The organism is Bacteroidota bacterium, assembly GCA_016722565.1.
Lineage (GTDB): Bacteria > Bacteroidota > Bacteroidia > 2-12-FULL-35-15 > 2-12-FULL-35-15 > 2-12-FULL-35-15.
The window spans coordinates 1-19,195 of the sequence record JADKIU010000002.1 but is presented as its reverse complement, the minus strand read 5'-3'; the positions used below and the strand labels follow the sequence as shown (position 1 = coordinate 19,195).

Genomic DNA, 19,195 nt, shown 5'->3' with positions numbered 1-19,195 from the left:
AATGCTTATTTATTATTAAAAAATTGCCCTAGCTTCGACAATGGTTTTCTTATAAATGTAAAGAAACCGGGGGTTAACCCGTTTAATATCCAAGCCTTCTTATCTTCCCTATTTGCCTTTATTCTATTCATTAGTGACATATTACTCTTTCCTCCTACTCTCATTTTTACTAATACAGAAGGAATATAAGCTACTGAAACATTGTTTTTGAATAAAAAACGAAGCATCAATTCATAGTCGGCTGCAGATTTGAGAATTAGATTAAAAACACCAAAAGAATCATAACATTTTTTTCTAGCAAAAAATGAAGGATGAGGTGGCATCCATCCTTTTAGAAAGTTTTGCTTGTTGTACTTTCCTGAAATCCAGTTTCGTTTTACTTTTTGCACATCGAATCGATCAATGTATTGCAAATCACCGTAGACGGTGTCCACTTGCTCCTTTTCAAATGTATCAACAATCGTTGAAATTACATTTTCGTTCGCATAAAAATCGTCTGCATGAAGGATTGCAATGATATCTCCACTTGCCAAGCCAATACCTTTATTAAGAGCATCGTAAATACCATTATCTTTTTCAGAAATCACCTTCGAAATATTATCCTGATATCGGTGAATAATTTCCATTGTTTGATCCTTTGACAAGCCATCGACAATTATGTATTCGATGTTGGAATAATTTTGAGAAACAACCGATTGAATTGTGCTTTCAATCGTTTCCGAGCTATTGAAACAAACTGTTATGATGGAAACTTTCAACATTATTGTATTACTCGCTCTCTAATTACCTGAGCAGGATTGCCCTGATAAATTTTATATGCCTCTAAATTGGAGGTCGCAACGGAACCAACCGCTAATACCGAATGAGAAAAACAAGTAATACCCGGACAAACAATTGCTTTTGCACCAATCCATACTCCCTCTTGCAAATGAATATCTCCAACGATTAAATCAAATGTTTGTTTTTTATAATCGTGATTGCCGCATAGCAAAAATGCACCTTGCGATAAACACGAATTATCTCCGATGGTTACTTTCCCTAAATTATCAATCCAAACCTCTTCCCCAATCCAAACGTTGTTTCCAATTGTTAACTCCAAGGATATTTAATATTGACAGAAGGTTTAATAACAACTCCAGAACCAACTTGGGCACCAAACAAACGCAATAAAAACACTTTAAAACCATTAAAAGGAAAACCCGATTTAAACCATATAATATTGGTAAAATACCAAAGTATGCGTTTCAAAGGATTTCCACCTGGAGTATACCAAGTATTGTTAAATTGAGCTAAATTCGTTTTGTTCATTTAGGCAAAGATATTAAACTATAAACAATTCTTTGTTTTGCTGAACAATTTCAGCATTATTAATGTATGCTTTTGAAAAATTAAATGCTGCTGCAGAATAGGCTTGAAATTCCGACTGATTCATTTTTGCGGCATCTTCAATGGCTCGAACAAACTTTAAACTGCTAGACAATTCAATATCCCAACCAATGCCTTTTTTATTCAATTCTTTCCATGGTGTTTGATTACTGATAATTACGGGGCAACCTACTGAAAATGATTGTAAAATAATATGTCCGAAATTTTCTCCTTGTGTTGGCATGAACATAAAATGACAAAGCGCTAATTCTTTCAAAACATTTTCTGGCTCTAAGCTTCCTTTGTATTCAGCAGTGATATTCGGAGGTAATTCAGAAAGCTCTTTCTTACATTCTTCCCAATATGCATTATCATAAATGGGTCCGTAAAAATCAAAAACAACATTCGCTTTTACTTCTTTCAAAATTCGCAGCGCAAAAAGTAAATTTTTTTCGGGTGCAACCCTTGCAACATTTATAAACTTTACTTCACCTTCATTTTTTGTCCGCTTAGGGAGTAATGCTATATCCACCTTTTGCGGCAGATTGCCGGCAACAACAACTTGAAAAGTGCTACCTAAGGCCAAATGGATATCTTTGCGTTCATTTTCTGTTGAAGCATGAAAAACAACTTTATCAAACAACTTCAAAACTTTAACAGATAATAAAAAAATTTGTTTTTTTGTTTTCTTCACTCCTAATGCGCTTTTAGCTAACATTCCTCTGGAAGCAATAACAATCTTTCGATTCTTTTTTTTACGCAGGTAATACAATGGATACAACGTAAAGTAAATCGAAAATACACTATTCAAATATACAACGTCTGCCTCTGTTTTCCGGATGAGCTTTTTAATTGTGGAACGGTTCAATGCATTTTTAGAAATATAATAAACGTTTTCTCCGGAAGGAAGGACATTCCATTCATCGCTTTTTATGGATGAATACGGCATTGTCTCACAATAATCAGTATCACTCGTAACAATATAAAAATCAAACTCCTCTCTCAAATGTGCCACGATATTAGCAACAGATTGAATGGGTCCACCTGCTTTATATCCCGGAAGATACCAGTCAATGAATATGAGGATTCGTTTTTTTTGCATCAATCTTCAATATTATTCTCATTCAACCAATTTTCAAGAACAACTAAATACCAAATCCGCGACCATGTTACGGCAGGATTATTTCTTAAGAAATCGTTCCATAATTTCATTACTGCTTCCTCGCGAAACAACTTTCGTTTTGATAAAGAAACCATCTGTTGCTCACAAAACAATTTTAACTCATTTTTCATCCAATCTTTCCAAGGAAAGGTAAAGCCCATTTTCGGACGATTAACAATTTCTGATGGAAGCAAATCTCCCAGTGAGTCAACTAGTAATTTCTTTGGTGAACTAGTGCTTTTGTATTTATCCGGAATACCTAATACGTATTCCACTAGGGTGTAATCAATAAAAGGAACACGAATTTCAAGCGCCAGCGCCATGCTCATTTGATCGGCATCACCCAGCAATACATTTTGCATATAGGTTGAAATTTCCGCAATAGACGTTTGAGAAACTTGAAATTTAGAATCGAGCAGTAAAGATTCACTTATTATTTCAGCAACACGATTCCCAGCCAATTCTGATTTATTCAGAATTGATATAATTTCTTTATCCATCAATACTTGACGAGATAAAGGATAAAAATTCTTAAAGTTGATTGCATCTTGTTTTAAAAAGGCTGCAATTTTTTCGGAGGCAACCCCCGGTTTTACTTTTGTAAGAACTGAACCACCGGCACTCCTCATCATCTGAGGAACAGCATTCAGCCAAGCCTTTTTATTCAATGCCAACGAACGTTTAAAAACATCATATCCTGCAAACAACTCATCCCCGCCTAATCCTGACAATGCCATTGTTATTCCGGCTTCCTTAGTAGCCTTTGAAACAATGTATGTATTGGGCCCATCACCGCTGGGATGATCCATTGCTTTTAAGGCATTTGGAAGTTGTTCCAAAAAATCTGTCGGCTTTAATTTTATTTCATGATGATCTGTATTGAATTTTTTGGCGATTTGATGTGCATATCTTGCTTCTGAAAACTCACTTTCATCAAATGTTACAGAGAATGTTTTCACTTTTTCAGAAGATACCTTGCTCATCAATCCAACAATTGCGCTAGAATCAATTCCACCTGAAAGAAAAGCACCAAAAGGAACATCTGCAACCAATCGTCTTTCTACCGATTTGGTCAACAATGTATTTACATCCTTACAAACTTCTCCATAAGATTTTCCATCGGATGCTTTGCTTCTATTTTTGTTGAGATTCCAATAACTGTGAATTGTAATTTTGCCAGAACTATTTTTTATGAAATGACCAGGCATTAACATTTTTACGCCTTTGGCAATGGTATTAGGAGCATGCACAATTTGATACCTCAAATAATCGACTAAACTATTTTCATCCAACTGACGAGGAATCAGATTACTCGACAACAACGAGCGTATTTCTGAAGAAAATGCTAAAACGCCTTTAGTGTATATATAATACAACGGTTTAATTCCAAGTCGGTCACGAGCGATAAACAATTCTTGCTTTAAACTATCCCAGATGGCAAAAGCATACATCCCATTAAAGTGATTGACACACTCTTCTCCCCAACGAGCGTAAGCAGCAATAATAACTTCTGTATCCGTATTCGTTTGAAAAAAATAAGCTCCTTCTTTTGAGCCACTTACAACACGCTGAAGTTCGAACTTCAGCTCTTTGTAATTATATAATTCACCATTATAAACAATTTGATATCTACCATCGTGTGATGCCATGGGCTGATGTCCCGCAGGCGACAAATCAATAATCGAAAGTCTACGGTGTCCTAGAGCAATATGTTCATCAACAAAAATCCCTTCATCATCTGGGCCACGATGCTTCATAGCATTGTTCATCTCTTGCACTTTTTGTTTTGCAAGATTAGAATCATTTAAACCAAGGATGCCATTAATCCCACACATATTTATTTCGAATAAAACTCTATAACTTTAGAAATAATCAATTCCTGTTCTTCTGTCATTAAATCAAAAAAAAGTGGCAATCGGACAAGCCTTTCGCTGTATTTATCAGAATTTCTTAAGCTTCTACCATCATGCTTTAATTTGTAAAAAGGACTTGAATGTAATGATTGGTAATGAAAAACGGCTTGAACCCCTTCCTGATTTAAAAATGAAATCAATCTATTCCGTTCATCGTTTGATGCACAAACAAAATAAAAAATGTGAGCATTATTTGAAGCATATTTTGGAATTACTGGCAACTCAATCTGTTTGGACTTCTGCAGATGCTTTAACTTTTTAAAATAATTTTTCCAAAGTTTCAATCGCCTCTTTTGGACTTTGTCAATTTTTTCTAATTGCGAAAACAGAAAGGCTGCTGTAATTGAACTTGGTATGGAAGAATAACCTAAATCCACCCATTCATACTTCGCAATTTCACCTTTTGTAAAAGCAGCCCTATTCGTCCCTTTATTTCGAACAACTTCAGCTTTCGTGATTAATTTTGGATTATTAATGGCAATAAAACCACCTTCTCCGCAATGAATATTTTTTGTTTCATGAAATGAAAAGCAAGAAATATCACCCAATGTTCCTAAAGGCTTATCCTTATAAAAGGAATCAATGCACTGAGCTGCATCTTCTATAATCGTTAAGTTATGTTTTTGAGCGATTTTCTGAATCACTTCAAAATCATTCGCTACACCTGCATAATGAACAACAACAATGGCTTTCGTTTTATCAGAAATCAAACTTTCCAATTCTGTTTCATCCATATTGGGATGATTCTGCTTACTATCTAAAAACAAAAGCTTTGCACCTCTTAAGGCAAAAGCATTTGCTGTTGATACGAACGTATAAGAGGGTAAAATAACTTCATCACCGGGTTGAATGTCAGCAATCAGTGCTGCCATTTCAAGTGCCATTGTGCAGGAATTCGTTAAAAAAACTTTTTCGAAACCATATTGATTTTCAAGCAATTCTTCACAATCGCGAATCATTTTCATATCACCGGTAAGCGTTTTTGTTTCCATTGCTTTGGAAATGTAACGTTTCTCCTTTCCGGAATAATATGGCTTATTAAACGGAATCATTTATAATCCGATTGAAGATAAAAAGTGTTTTGATGCAATCATTTTTGAGATGCCATCTTCAAGACTAACCAATGGGCGTCCTAGTATTTCTATCATTTTTGAATTATCAGGTTGTCTTCTGGTCATATCCCCTTCTTTCAAAGGAGGCAAGTGAATAATCTTAGATTTCGACTTTGTCATTTTAATAATAAGTTGAGCCAATTCTAATACTGTACAAAGTTTATCATTGCCAATATTAATAACATCGTTCACTTGCTTATCATGATAAAAGCAATTTAAGCAGGTATCAACTGTATCATCAACATAGGTGAATGTGCGGGTTTGCAATCCATCGCCATAAATAGTGATATCTTGATTTTTTAATGCGGCTGCTAAAAATCGTGCAACAACAAAGTCTGTACTTTGATTTGGACCATATGTATTAAAAAATCTGAAAATGGTGTAATTCAATTTATACTCTTGGTAATAACTCTTACAAAACGATTCTCCAACATTTTTTACTACAGCATACGGAACACGTGAGTTTAAAGGAGTGGTATGTTCATGCTGTGGCAAAACAACCGGCTCACCATACACTTCAGAAGACGAAGAGAAAAACACTCTCTTAACGGAAGTATTCTTAGAAAGATTTAAAACATTACGAATCCCGTCAATATCATTTAATACCTTAATTGGATTTTCTTGAGTCCGAATAACACCAACAACAGCAGCAAAATGGAACACATAATCAAATTTATGAGAGTTCATGATAGACGATATATCCGAATAATTGTTCACATCAGCCTTAATAAACTCCCATCTGCCATTGACTTCCTTAGGTAATTTTGATAAAAAACCGGTGGAAAGATCATCAACAATAACTATGTAATTGTTTGTGTTTAAAACTAATTTTTCTATTAAGGCGCTTCCAACGTTTCCGGCACCTCCAGTTACTAAAATTTTGTTCATTGTATTAAAGATATTAGTTGTCTTGCCCATATATCGGGAGTAATCATCATTGCTTTTTAACACTATTTTCCGACAGCGTAAACAAACCCTTGCTTTCTGTGAGCATAATTTTCTTCAGAACCACCTTTAGGGCTGATAAATCTTTCGACTCGTAAATATAACCATTATAATCATTTTCAACAAACGCAGTAGCGGCACCCACTTCACCTGAACAAACAATAGGAAAGCCTGCAGCAGCGTATTCATGCACCACCACTCCCCATGGTTCAAAAAAACTTGGAAGCACAAAAACACCTGTTTTTTCAATGTATTCATGCAAATCCGAAGGCTGCACAAATCCAAAATGTTTGATTTTAGGATGTTCTATTGGCTCTACATCTCCTGTACCCAAGCACCACAACTCCCATTCATTAGGCGCTTCCTCCTGAAGTTCTGCAAATGCTTTCCAAAGATTGCGAATTCCCTTAAACTCATAGTATCTGCCAACATATATAAAACGTTTAGGAAAAGACTGGCTCTTTTTTTCTTTATTAATGAGAAATTGATTGTAAAAGAAATGAAAGTCACAACTATAAAATCCAGATAAAATTTGATTCTTTTTAAATCCAAGTTGCTGTGCATACTTTTCTTGTAAACTACCCGGCACCCAACAATGTGAGAAACGTGTATGCAAATAAAACGGGCTCAATAATTTTAAAATTTGTTGCTTCAGATCACCACGCCAGTGATTATCAAGTGTTAAAACTGTAGGAATTTTACTTTTAAAAACCTTACAAACTTTCAAATATCCTTTGTCCGTCCAACCACTACAAATAATTATACTTGGTTTTAATTCTGAAATAAGATTAATAAGCTGCTGATTATCAAAATCGGAACGCTCGTATACTTGCATGCCTTCCGGAAAAGAAAACTGAAAAGGCGCTTCTTTATTTAAAGGAAAACGAACAACATAAACTTCAACACCCAATGAAATCAAAGCTTTGCAAGATGCCAAAAAGTATTCTGCAATTTCTGTATATAGAAAAACTATTTTCTTCTTCTCCATTGAATAACTAATCTAAAAAGAAAAATAAGTGCAAGGCTTGAAATGAAACCAATCCAAAAGTAAGTATGCAGGATTATCTTTTTGAATAAATACGGTAACAACCTTAATGAAAACGATTCCTCCGGTGAATTTGAGTTTTTCCAATATTCCAAATTATACTTCTCAATTGGCTCAAGCGTTTGACCTGTAAGTGATATTCCCTTCAACTCCACCTTTCCGCTTTCCACCTTTACTTGAAGCACAGCATCTCTTGGCAAATCTCTTATTGCGGTTTGAATATAAACGATTCCTGTTTCATCATCTTTCTGATAAAAAAAAGAAACAGGAGCATCTGCCATTGAACCAGACAACCAAAAGACTGATTTAGACTTAGACAAATCCTTCAAGATCGGCTTTAATTCACTTTCATAATTGTTGCTACCTAATGCAGTTCTGGTATTACCTTTAAATAAATGCTCGTAAACAGCATTATTTTCAGACCAAATTGGACGATGAGAAAAAATAAATATATTTTTAATTTTATCGGACTTAGCATCAGCGAGGGCCTTTTTCAAAAGAACCAATTGTTCATCTTTTATACTTCCGTCAGCTATTTCTGTATTTAGAACAACATACAATTCAGAATGAACCGTAAAAGTAAAAAAGGTTTTCCCATACACTTTTTCATAAATATTTCCATTTGATAAGTCGTGATTACCAACTGCATTAAAAAGTGGCATTTTCAATTTAGCAAACAAACTCGTGTGGTAGTGATTAAAATAGGTATCATTTACATCCAAAAAAACATCCCCCAAACTCATTAAAAATAATGGGTGTAACGAATTTAATGTATCGATTCCGGCTAAAATAGTGGATGCCGGGAAAGTAGATCGGCTGTTGGATTGACCATGAAAATGACCACTAACTATAAAAGAATAATTTTCACTTGAGTCAGAAAGCACCTGTTTGTTAAAAGGCGAAACGATTTGAGCCGATACAATTTGAAAAGGTATCAGCAGATAAACAAAAAACAGTAATCGCTTATTTTTTTGCTTTTTTATCATTTTTCAAAATTAATTCAACGTCTTTGGTCTCTTCTTCCATTTGTTTTCCATTTATAACAATGGTTGCCTTTTTCTCTTTTAGATAAGAGGACTCAACATGTGTTTGATGTAACTTATTAATTTTAATTACTGGATAACCAGCACCGTTTTTATTTTTATATCCAACAACACCTTTCTTAGAATCTTTAACTGAAACAGATTGTAAATCTATCGATGAAAAATCTTCAGCAGAAATGGCAATGTAAGATTTTTCGATTTTTACATCCATTCCTGTTAGCTGCCCTCCCTCTTTCACATTCAGTGCTTTATTACCGATTTCGCTCATCGAAACATTTGTCAATTGAACTTTACTCATGGTAATGTCAATTGCATTTTCATCACATTTTTCAAATACGCAATCAGTTATTGTGCCGCTTGAATAATCGACATCCAATGCATCATTTTTCATGTTTTGAAACATGCAAGTATTAAAAATAAATTCAGATCTAATTAAATGAATGGCATCCTCAGATTGACAGCCATAAAAATTACACCCATTAAATTCTACAGGAGATTCATAAAATGTAATTGCCCCCGTTCGCTTCCATCTCGAATCATTTATTTTAACCATTTTTTTAAATACAACATTTTTAAATATTGATTTAGAAGCACCAATCAACTGAAATCCTTGGGAAGTAGAATCACTGGACTGCACTACAATTGGATTATCCTCCTCTCCACTAAATACAAAAGATGAATAAGAAATGACTTTCGCATTTTTAACAATATCAATTGTGGATCCTGCTTTCACAAGTAATTTATAACCGGAAGGAATAATCAAATCCGAATCAATGATTAATTTCTCTCCATCGAGGTGGATTAATTTATTTTCCTCATCCACGTGCAACATTGGAAAGCGAATCAACGTATTTTCTTTCACAAGTAAATCCTCTGCAATAAATTCACTATCAGTATGAGGAAACGAGAAAACAGTTGAAACCTTTATTTTCTCTGAACCTAAAATCGAATATTCTATTTTCAGTGAATCAATCAGTTGGATATCCAAAGTATAATCCGCAGGAAAAACGAATGTATAATCTACATAATCTACATAGGTTTTCGCTTGTTTAGCAGGAAGAATTATTGACTTCTCAGATTTACCAGAATATTCGGATGAATGTACACCGACTTAATGATCACTGGAAGTGCATCAATTGCAGCAATTTGGATCTTTAGTGTGTTCCCTTCAATCTTCTTAAGATACGCATGTAATGGTTTCGGAGAATCAATGATTTTGGAAATCATTTTTTGACGTTTGTAATAAGCACTACTTTCAAATTTTTTATAAGGAAATTCTTTATGAATAATTGCTAAATTTTCGTTCAAGGTAATGTTAGATTTATTAAAAAAAGAATCTAAATATTCCGAAGTTGAAATACGCTCCAGCTGTTTCAAATATTCCTTAAAAAATATCGGATTGCTAAAAATCATCGTATGCCAATCTGAATAATAAGCTCCGCTATCAATTTGGCTATACTTATACAAACACGAAAGATTTCGTGAATCGAGATTTGTGAAACTTTCGTAGGCAACAGGTTCAAGTCGTGATGTAACAGGATTATAATAATATTTTATGTCACTCCAATCGATACTGTGTGTCCCTCCCACTAAATCTATAATAGCATGAAACTTTGCTAAACGAGGAATATCGAACGCATCTTCAACCGCAATGGTTCTGCTTCGCAACCCTTCTATCAAGCCAATAGCTTTCAAATAATAGCGATACTGAATACTGTCCCCCAACACTTTATTCTCACGATACGCTTCCGGATTTGCGGAGTAGTAGGAGGCATATTCATCGCTTGCCGATTCCTTAATCATCATATTGTATCTGTTAATCCAATACAAATCGGGATTAAATCGTAAAATCGGGCCCGTCTTACGATTGTTATTTTCAACAAGTTCACTTTCAAAATTCTCTTCTACTGCATACACGCCCCAATCGTTACCATTCACTTTTACATTTATAAATTTATAACGCAAAGCAATGATATCTTCTTGCTTCATTAATTCATGATAAATCCATTCATAAATATAACCACGTGTACCTGGATGTTGAATGGAGAATCGTTTCATTCCCATAAAATCATCATTCCCTTTTGTTTTTATTCTGAAAGACCATTTGTCATTTTGCAAATGATCCGTCATATGTCCTTTTAGCCTAAGCTTCACATCGATTTTCTTTCCATTATAAAAAATGGTTGCTGACACATATTCACCATCCATATCATTAATGATAACGCCTCGCTCCAGTGCTCGTTTCCTGTTTTTTTCTAGCTTCTTATAATCATCTTCTTTTATCTCAATGGAAATTTCTTCAGGATGCGCATTTAAGCCATCAAAATAATTTGATGTTACTGTAGATACAAAATCCAGAATACCGGAATAACCTTTCGTTTGTACTTTTTTTGAAGCGAAATAGCCACCAACTAAAATAACAACCAACGTAAACAAAAGGAAATACTTTTTTATCGTTAACCTTTTAAAATAATTACTCCGTTTATTTGAACTTTCAATTTCCATTAATTTATTCCACTTTTAATTCAGTTCTAACGCTGGTTCGACAGCTGGTGTAGATACTTTATGATAATCTTCTGATATAATTGTAAAAATAAAGATGCCCAAAAAGGCAAAAGCACTTAAAGAGCCGACTAGCCAAGATTCAAACATGGCAGAAAAAACAATCGCAAACATGATAGGAAAAGCAAATTTCGAAATCTTAGAGGCCTTCATGAAGATTAAAATGTATGACCTTAAATAAATTAGCAATCCGATCAAGCCTTGATCCATCCAAAATGTAAGGAATGAATTATGGATACCACCTTGATGTCCCATTCGTTGCAATTCATGATAATATTGGCGCATATAAAATTCGTTGTACGCAAAACCTTTTCCAATAAAAAAATGATGTTGAATCTGTTTCCAGGCGAAATCCCATGCGATGTATCTACCACTTCCATCTTCCAGTGTGTTTATCCGGAACAGATTTTCAAGTCCTAATGAAACAACCACCGCTGTAATGTTGGTTGTTATCAATTCAGAAACGACTAAGGTAACAGAAAAGACCAAAAATCCAATAAAAGGAGAGATGCTGAAAAAGCGCTGAAAAATAAAGAAGATTAATACCGATAGAATAGAGTTTCTAGATCCGGCCATATATACAGAAAGTAATATCGCAGCATAAGCAATTATTTTTTCTCGTTTTGAAAATAATAATGGCCAAAAATTGTCCACTACAAAAAACACCACAAAAAGTAAAAAACTAAAGGTTCCAAGTCCATTCGGACTGCCTAATACCCCTCTATATCTTCCTGTGATCAAATAGGCAACATCGTGGGCCAAGAATTTCAAAATAAAGCCTGCAAAAAGAAAGGTTAACGAAAAAAACAGAAATCGCCTCAAAAATTGTTCACCATGTTGCCTGTACAATTTCGAAATTAGAGTTGGAATGATTAGAAAAGTAAGAAAATAGGATAATGTTTTTTGGACACTCGTAAAAAAGAAGGAATCTGTGACACTAAAAAGCATTGTAAACGATGAAAAAAGAAAGAATGGAATAAAAATTTTATACAATTCATTTAGAGGTCTAAAATTTTCTTTATCGAAAAGAACAAAGACAGATAAAAGAACGATGTAAATGTTTTTTACATTTTTAGCAAAATCCAAATGAAAATCTAAACTATCTGAAAGAATGAGTATGAAAAGATATCCGAGAAGCAGTTCCTCATACATCTCCTTTTGCTTCATCAAGATGAGTGTTAACGGCAAAACAAGATAAATAATCGGACCACCATACATCCCTACTGCCAGCCAAATAAATAGGATAACAAAAAGTTGAATATTTTCTTTATAATAGGTTAACACTTAAATGTATAATTTAATTTCAAATATACGTTTTAATGGGCTTTTGAGCTGCTTTTTATCGTAATTTGTTGTTTTCCTTGAAGTTCAAAAAACGTATTTAACTGTTCGGCTTGAAATCTAGGCCTTTTTTGAGCAAAATCCTTCATTACAGCAACATTCAACTTCCATTGATCGAGGCTCTCAATGGCTCTCCAACGATTAATATGCTCTTGGATTTCAGGCTTCAAAGTCGTTTCAAATTCGTTTATCACTTCCAACATATGGTTTGACTCAAAAGTTGTATTTAAAAGCTCTTGAAACCGCTGTAAAAATTGCGCTTTAAATGTCTCATTTTTTAATAAGCCATCAAACAAAACGCCTACATTCCCGATATGGGTTGCTCTTTTTAATAAATTCGCATTTGCTTGCCCGGATTCATTATATCCAAATCCCCAATCGGTATCAAACAATATCCATCGCCATCGACCATCACGAACCGAGATAGTATCTGAATCATCCCCACCTGTATATCTCCAAAATTTAACATTATTATTTGGCCAATCGCTATTACAAAAGAAAACATTGGAAATAATAAAATCTTGAAAGCTTTGTACATCTATTCGATCAGAGATAAATTGATAATTTTCAGGTTTTGAGAGGTCATTTTTTTTAACAAAATCAATCAACTCTTCAAAATGTGTTGCCGAATGTTTCTCACCATAAACAACTGTCCCATTCAACTCAAGAATTGAAAGTGAATCAACCGTCAAATGATATTTATTTACCAGGTAATTCTCATCAAAACGTTCACGAATATTATGAATACCCCAATATTCACCATTAATAAAAACCACTGCTTGACGATTGTCTTGAATATCCACATGTGTATTTTTCATTAAGGATTGCATAAACGCATCTCGAAACATCGTTTTATTACCATCGTTACCAGAATTTCTTAAAACAAATGAATTGAAGCGTTTTACAGGATTTGACGAAAACAAATTATAGTCTAAAACAGGCTGTCCGTATTTACTTCTATAACAAACACGTAATGATTTTTGCGGAAAACCTCGGGTAGCATTTCCATTGATACGAATACCAACATTGGACTGAAAACCTAATTTACCATTTGGTTCATATAGCTCTATAAAAGCATCTCGCTCAGCATCCGATCCTCGAAGCATATAATTTGCTGGATATTCCCACCATGGCAAATCCAAACGAAGCTGTTTTCGGATATAATTATCTTTATCCAGATAGGTTTTTCCTAGCACATAAATCCCTTTGTTGTATCCAAAAAAATCTTTCTGATTAATGATCATTGAGATAACCGGCAATGAATAATTACTTTTGTTGGACATTACAAAAAAGCTTCTTTTCAATTCTGCACTTTTATGATTCAGGGCATCAACCGTTATAGCTCGTATGATAGTTCCTTTAAATACATCACCTAGCGGTGGCTTCCATCTAGGAGAAGTCGGAATGGCTGATAAATTATTCCTATTGCTTGTAATATCTTGAATTACAATCGGGCGATCATAAACCTCACTTTTCAACGTGGGTTCAGATCCATCTGTGGTAAAATATATTTTTAAATTAGGAATACCCGCGGATAAACTTAAAGTAATTGGCTCATTGTAAAACCCACCTTGTGCCGAGCAATCCGGCACAATTAAAGCATTGGAGAAGATCAACTCCGGGCTATCATTCTTTTTCGAACCAGAATATTTTAAGCTATACCAAAATGAAAAAATCAGCGTTAAAACAAAAATTAGTGTCACTAATTTGAGTTTATTTGAATACCTGTTCTTTATTTTTTTTATGTATTTCAATTGGAGTAGTATTAAAACAGCACCTTTTCAACACCTTGTAAATATTTTGAATTTTTCGTTAAAGAAAAAGGGAAACGACTACCAATTTCTTTAGCCTCATTTTCATACTGTGAATCATATTTTAGTTCAAGTACAACCGATTTGTGATCAACAACGGTATTCACAAAAAGATTTTGCTGATACGAAATGCGATAAAACTGAAGTTGAGTATCGATTGTTAATCTAAAGTTTTTATCCGCTGAAATAAAATACTTGCGAGAATAGGAATTCAACAAGGATGGCTGCATTGCCAACAAAGTATTTCGAATATCAAGGGGAACTCGCTCATTTTTTAATGCATCTACAATCGTTTGTTTAGAAAATGAATCATCTAACTGAAAAGGAGCTAGTTCAAAAAAATCCTTTTTACCCAATAAGCCTTTCTTAATTTTAAATTCTAAAATTGGTTTTTCTACGCGTCCGAACAATTCGCCATACCAACGAATGCGTGCCTTCACTCTATCCCGCTCTCCATCAACATTCTCGTAATAACTGGTATAGCCGAGTGAATCAAAATAAATATTATTTATTTGCCGCGGATGATAAATTTCAGAAAAACAAGCTGGATTATATTTTATAATTTGTTCTACTTCTAATGCCGAATAATCAGAGATGGAAAATTTCCGCTCATGACGAAGCTCTTCTGTTTGGTTAGAGGTTAATTGCGACATGTACGACTAAAAATCACGTGTATTATCCATAAAAGTAACAGAAACAGATGGATGGATACTTTTTAATGCTTGCTTGGTTTTTTCCAATTGTTCAATATCATCAAACTCAACATAAAATGAAGCCTCAACAGCATTCGTATTTTCATCGCTTCGTTTCAACTTAATTGAAGAACATGTTTTTTTCAGCTCTGCAACAATCTTTGATAAATCAACTGAAGCAGGGTTATTGCTGTTAACAGTTAAGTATAAACTCTGATTTTCAGTTTCCTTTTGAAAGCGGTTATTAAACCAGATAACGATAACAAAACCAATAAACGCAATTAACGTTAATATGGTCAAACCGGCACCACAACCTAACCCAATAGCAATTGTTAAAAACAAATAGGTTAACTCTTCAGGTTCTTTTATAGCTGAACGGAAACGAACAATTGAAAGGGCACCCACCAAACCGAGTGACAAAGCCAAGGACGACTTTACAACCGATATAATAAACATGGTTGTAATCGCTAAAACAATAAAATTTCGGGAAAATGATTTCCTATTCGACAGTGAATTTCCATACTTAACGTATAATCTTCCTAACAAAAAGGATAATAAGGCACAAACTAAAAAACTGAAAATAAAACCGGGAATGGCCTTGGGTGAAAATCCGGATAGATTATCTGCTAAAAATGCTTTTATTTCATTCATATGTTGAATTGTTGTTTCAACACAAAAATAATGATTTTTTAGGATTTTATAGCTGTTTTAATGCGGTCAATTGTCTCCAAAATAATGTCATCCCACAAAAAATTAAGTTTTATACTATCAATGGAAGACCTTTTCATTTTGGTAAGGTCCTCTTGTGACATATCAATAAACGTTACAATCGCCTTTTCAAGCGCTTCAATTGAGGAAGGACGAATCAAAATACCATTTCCTGCTTTAAGCTCTTCACGAACAGCACCAACATCTGTTGCCAAAACAGCCAAACCGCTTGCCATTCCTTCCATAATTACATTCGGCATTCCTTCGGAATGACTCGGACAAACCAAAACATCAGCATGTTGCAAAATGTTTTTTATCTGTTGAATATCTCTTAACTCACCATGATAAACAATGTTGGAAGCTACAATTCGTTTTTTTGCATCAATAGGCCCGATAAACTCAAAAACAAAATTATGAGTATTCAAAATCTTACTAAGTACCGTTGTTAACTCTTCAATACCCTTTCTGCGCTCTTGCCGGCCAATAAAAACAAATCTTTTTACCGGATTGGTGATAACCGGATTGTTTGTCATCCAGCTGGGTTCAATACCTGTAGGAATTTCAATAATTCTATCCACAGAAACATTCAAGCTTTTAATAATCTCCGTAATTTTTCCACCATAGGAAAAAACAAAATCTGCATGTTGATTTATCCATTTAACAGATCTTCTCAATAACAGATGCTGCAACTTGGTTTTAAAATCTGGAGCATCTTGAAACATTTCATATCCGTGAAATTTAACCCCGATAGATGGACATGCTAAACCTTTCTGCTTTTCTTCAATTAACTTCCAACCACTAAACCCTTTTGTATAGATAAAATCATAGGTATTTAACTTTTTCTTTATTTCATTAAAAATTAGCTCGGAATAACGGTAGGATTCACGAACATAATGACCGGGAAATTGATCCAGCTTTGGAAATGGAAGTACGATGGAAGTGATGAATTTCTTTTCCTCTTCAGTAAAAACAGCCAAATCATGAATATTCAAATTACTTTGATTCATGTGGTAGAGATCCACATAAATTTTGTTTTTGGAAAGATACTTTGCCAGATAAAATGAATGCTTTTGCATTCCACCTATCACATATGGACTGATTCCATCGGTAAGTAATGCAATTTTCATTTTTTATTTTTGTTTCTGCTTAAATTCATACTCATTCACTGCAACTTTCAGTGATATTTTATGAGCAGGTTTTTCCACTAACCTATAAAAAATATAAGACGTTATAAGTGTAAAAACAACACCGGCAATCACCACTATAATTTTCATAAAAGGATGATGAACTGTATGTGAAAAATAATTAATCAAGGCGGTGCCTGATAAACTATGCATCAAATAAATCGAATAGGACATATTTCCGATAACATTCAACTTTGGATTGTTATACCCTGCAAACAATAACAACAATGGAATAATTACCAATGCACTGATTGCAGTTAAAGGATTCGCCCTAAAAAATATAAAAATAAAATAAGCGATCGCAATGATTAAATACTCGCGTTTTTCAATTGTGTTGGTAGCATATGAACACAAAAGAGAACCCATAAGTAGAACTGGAAAGTATTGAAATAAATAATTATTAATAAAATAACAAGGAATCAGGGCTACAAAATAAGAGGCGAAACGCACAATCTGATTTTTATTAAAAAACAATGGATAAACCAATCCCATTACTAAATACCATTGACATTCTATCGCTAATGTCCAATATGAATCTCGAATCCATCGTTCGTTTTCAACAAACGGAATTAAATAGCCCAAATGCAACAAAATTCTTTTAATAGAAGGAATTGTATCTACCCCATTATAATACGGACTGGTAGTTCGAACATAGGTGTAGAGAATTGCTAAAGCCAAAGCAACAATAAAAGGTGGCTCAATACGCAGCATTCGCCTTGCAACAAATCGTCCGTAATCGTTGATTTTATAATTACAATTATGCAACCACCAAGGGATTACAAATCCCGAAATCGTAAAAAACACAATTACTGCAGCATATCCAAAACTGTGAAGATATGGAAGAATGGGACTTTCAAAAAAACCTGTAATATTACAGATGTAATGTGCAAAACAAACAATCAAAATACCAATAGCCCTGTAAGAATTAATTACCGGGATATTTTTAGGAATCGTTCTACTAAATTTCATAATTAATAAAATTTATTTTGTCACGAAGATCCATCATCGGTTTTTCGTAAAACTTATAAATAATAGCCGAAAAAATAATGGTTAATAAAACAGCCAACAGGGCTTCGAAAAACCCATAAAAGTTAACTTTCCTTTGACTCAATAATTGCATGAAAAACAGGATGTATCAAATAAATTGAGTAGGTATAAAGACTTTATTATATTCTCTAAGAGAATAAACGCAATCAAAAAAAACAGAAACTTTTCTTTCGTTATATTCTTTCGTAAGAACAAAAACATCAATATTGGAATCGTCAGATAAAACCATTCTTCTATCACCAAACTCCATGATACAGGCAAAAAGTCAAGCCTAAACAAAATTATTCTGCAGAAAACGAAGTAAACTAAGACTTTAGGTCCTAAAGAAGAATCTAAAAAAATAAATTTGAGAATAATAACAGCATAATAAAGCGGAAGTGTTCTAAACCATCTTCTTACCCAAAAGTTCATGATACCTTGAATTAACTCCTCCTGAAAAATCACGAATTAAAATCTGACCAATTAGAAATCCACTTAATACAAAAAATATTTCGACTCCTAGTCCGCCAATTTTCAAACCATAAACAGAAGTTATTCCTGCGTGTGCAATTAGAACTAATGAAATTGCAACGACTCGAATTAAATCCAAGCCAAAATTTCTATTTAAAGAAGATGTGGTATTAATTGTCATTTCTTAGTTCAGTGCAAACAAAAGTGCTTTATTTATAAACCAATTAATTCCCTTAATTCTAAAAGGCAACAAATTAAACCATCTTGTGATATAAAAGTACACTTTTTTTGACTTTGCATAATCAGAAAAAATGGGAGATTGAAATAATTTGGATTCTAAAGAATCAAATTGCTCTTTATTGATGCTTTTTAATCGAAATTGAACAAGAATAGTAAATATGCCTTAAAAAATGGTTCCCATCAACAAATTTGAACGGTTTTCAGCTATATAAACTCATAAAATTTTAAGCAATACTTGATTGAAGAGGTTATCCATTTGTCCAAAAAACGTTCCGTATCAAAATTTAGGCGTTCCTCATCAATTCTGAAATAACAATCTGCAGCTGTATTCACACAGACATAGCGAACACCTTTTACAAACAATGCCCTGGTGTGCAATTCAACATCTTGCAACTGATCAAATAATAATCGAAGCCACCAAGTCGCTCTACAAATTCTTTCTCCATATAAGGTATGGTTTGCCATGGTAAATCGTGTTTTAAAAAATCATTCAAACAATCTTTTCTTTCCGGCAACCAAAGGAAATGGCTATCTCCTACAACTTTATTAAAAATGGCCATGGTCGTAACGATAAA

At 33.8% G+C, this 19,195-nt stretch carries 16 protein-coding genes and 2 pseudogenes; all 18 read right to left on the bottom strand.

Annotated elements, in window-relative coordinates:
- Positions 1 to 5: 5 nt before the first annotated feature.
- Positions 6 to 761 (bottom strand): glycosyltransferase, encoded by a 756-nt coding sequence (locus IPP64_05400; protein ID MBL0328851.1) that lies wholly within the window; start codon positions 759 to 761, stop codon positions 6 to 8.
- Positions 761 to 1,308 (bottom strand): annotated as a pseudogene (gene wcaF, locus IPP64_05395) (colanic acid biosynthesis acetyltransferase WcaF). The gene IPP64_05400 and the pseudogene wcaF overlap by 1 nt, the downstream one beginning before the upstream one ends.
- A gap of 13 nt (positions 1,309 to 1,321) precedes the next feature.
- Positions 1,322 to 2,467, bottom strand: a complete 1,146-nt coding sequence (locus IPP64_05390) for a glycosyltransferase (GenBank protein ID MBL0328850.1) — start codon at positions 2,465 to 2,467, stop codon at positions 1,322 to 1,324.
- Positions 2,467 to 4,362: an asparagine synthase (glutamine-hydrolyzing) gene (asnB, locus tag IPP64_05385; GenBank protein MBL0328849.1), complete on the bottom strand. Its 1,896-nt coding sequence runs from the start codon at positions 4,360 to 4,362 to the stop codon at positions 2,467 to 2,469. The genes IPP64_05390 and asnB overlap by 1 nt, the downstream gene beginning before the upstream one ends.
- 2 nt (positions 4,363 to 4,364) lie before the next feature.
- Positions 4,365 to 5,492: a dTDP-4-amino-4,6-dideoxygalactose transaminase gene (gene rffA, locus IPP64_05380; protein MBL0328848.1), complete on the bottom strand. Its 1,128-nt coding sequence runs from the start codon at positions 5,490 to 5,492 to the stop codon at positions 4,365 to 4,367.
- Complete coding sequence (locus tag IPP64_05375; protein ID MBL0328847.1) at positions 5,493 to 6,440, bottom strand: NAD-dependent epimerase/dehydratase family protein; 948 nt, start codon at positions 6,438 to 6,440, stop codon at positions 5,493 to 5,495.
- Positions 6,437 to 7,485, bottom strand: a pseudogene (locus IPP64_05370) (glycosyltransferase family 4 protein). Before IPP64_05370 ends, IPP64_05375 begins: the two are co-directional and overlap by 4 nt.
- Positions 7,467 to 8,528 carry a hypothetical protein gene (locus IPP64_05365; protein MBL0328846.1) on the bottom strand — a complete coding sequence of 354 codons (1,062 nt, stop codon included), beginning with the start codon at positions 8,526 to 8,528 and terminating at the stop codon, positions 7,467 to 7,469. The pseudogene IPP64_05370 and the gene IPP64_05365 overlap by 19 nt, the downstream one beginning before the upstream one ends.
- Positions 8,506 to 9,573 (bottom strand): hypothetical protein, encoded by a 1,068-nt coding sequence (locus IPP64_05360; GenBank protein ID MBL0328845.1) that lies wholly within the window; start codon positions 9,571 to 9,573, stop codon positions 8,506 to 8,508. The genes IPP64_05365 and IPP64_05360 overlap by 23 nt, the downstream gene beginning before the upstream one ends.
- Before the next feature lie 74 nt (positions 9,574 to 9,647).
- A complete protein-coding gene (locus IPP64_05355; protein MBL0328844.1) occupies positions 9,648 to 11,090 on the bottom strand; it encodes a CotH kinase family protein in 1,443 nt (480 codons plus the stop codon).
- Positions 11,091 to 11,105: 15 nt separating this feature from the next.
- A complete protein-coding gene (locus IPP64_05350) occupies positions 11,106 to 12,431 on the bottom strand; it encodes an O-antigen ligase family protein (GenBank protein ID MBL0328843.1) in 1,326 nt (441 codons plus the stop codon).
- Positions 12,432 to 12,463: 32 nt separating this feature from the next.
- Positions 12,464 to 14,191 carry a CotH kinase family protein gene (locus IPP64_05345; protein MBL0328842.1) on the bottom strand — a complete coding sequence of 576 codons (1,728 nt, stop codon included), beginning with the start codon at positions 14,189 to 14,191 and terminating at the stop codon, positions 12,464 to 12,466.
- Positions 14,192 to 14,253: 62 nt separating this feature from the next.
- Positions 14,254 to 14,952: a VTC domain-containing protein gene (locus IPP64_05340; GenBank protein ID MBL0328841.1), complete on the bottom strand. Its 699-nt coding sequence runs from the start codon at positions 14,950 to 14,952 to the stop codon at positions 14,254 to 14,256.
- A 6-nt stretch (positions 14,953 to 14,958) separates the two neighbouring features.
- A complete protein-coding gene (locus tag IPP64_05335) occupies positions 14,959 to 15,642 on the bottom strand; it encodes a DUF4956 domain-containing protein (GenBank protein ID MBL0328840.1) in 684 nt (227 codons plus the stop codon).
- 38 nt (positions 15,643 to 15,680) lie between these two features.
- On the bottom strand, positions 15,681 to 16,826 hold the full coding sequence (locus IPP64_05330) for a glycosyltransferase family 4 protein (protein MBL0328839.1): 1,146 nt from the start codon (positions 16,824 to 16,826) through the stop codon (positions 15,681 to 15,683).
- Positions 16,827 to 16,829: 3 nt separating this feature from the next.
- On the bottom strand, positions 16,830 to 17,852 hold the full coding sequence (locus tag IPP64_05325) for an acyltransferase (protein ID MBL0328838.1): 1,023 nt from the start codon (positions 17,850 to 17,852) through the stop codon (positions 16,830 to 16,832).
- Positions 17,853 to 18,312: 460 nt separating this feature from the next.
- Entirely contained in the window at positions 18,313 to 18,561 is a 249-nt protein-coding gene (locus tag IPP64_05320) for a hypothetical protein (protein MBL0328837.1), read from the bottom strand.
- Between the two features lie 412 nt (positions 18,562 to 18,973).
- Positions 18,974 to 19,195: hypothetical protein (locus tag IPP64_05315; GenBank protein MBL0328836.1), on the bottom strand; the 222-nt coding region annotated here is incomplete at its 5' end.